The 641-nt window shown below is 57.9% G+C and carries 1 protein-coding gene; it reads right to left on the minus strand.

Annotation, left to right across the window (positions count from 1 at the left end; all coding sequences use genetic code 11):
- Positions 1-602: aldehyde dehydrogenase family protein (locus ACR0KN_RS22465; protein WP_480656702.1), on the minus strand; the 602-nt coding region annotated here is incomplete at its 3' end.
- Positions 603-641: the final 39 nt, after the last annotated feature.

Consider the following 641-nt stretch of genomic DNA (forward strand, 5'->3'; position numbering starts at 1 on the left):
TTGTTCTGGCTGCCCGTGCAAATCACCCGGTCGCACAGCTCCATCATGGCCTGAGTTTTGTCCTTGGAGCCGGGTGCTGGGACCATCTGAACCAGATCATGATTCAGCCCCAGCTTGTCAAACTCGGCATGAACGTTGGACAAAAGCAACTCGCAGCTGGCCACACCTTTAGGCGAAGGGGCAACAACCACTGCGTTGCCACATTTCAATGCGTTAATGATGTTGTTGGCAGGCGTGGCAGCAGGGTTGGTCGAGGGCACCACAGCGCCCACCACCCCGATGGGGCGCGCGATTTCGGTGATGCCGGTGGAGGCGTCGTTGCTGATAATCCCGTGCGTTTTCACGCCCTTGATGTCGCGCATCAAGCCAAGTGTCTTGCGATGGTTCTTGATGATCTTGTCGGGCACGTTGCCAAGCCCGGTTGTCGCGACCGCAAGTTCGGCCAAAGCCCGATTGCGAGAAGGCTCCATAATCGCCCAAGCGGCAGCTTCGGCAGCGCGGTCATAGCGCCTTTGGTCGGCTCCCGTCTCGTAAGCTTTCTGAGCGGCGCGCGCTCGAGCCACAACCTTGCTCAATTGAGCAATATCATCATGTGCATTCATCGCGAAACTCCTATCGAAGAGGATAGGGCTCGTGTCGCC

It is taken from the genome of Ruegeria sp. AP7 (genome assembly GCF_056539905.1).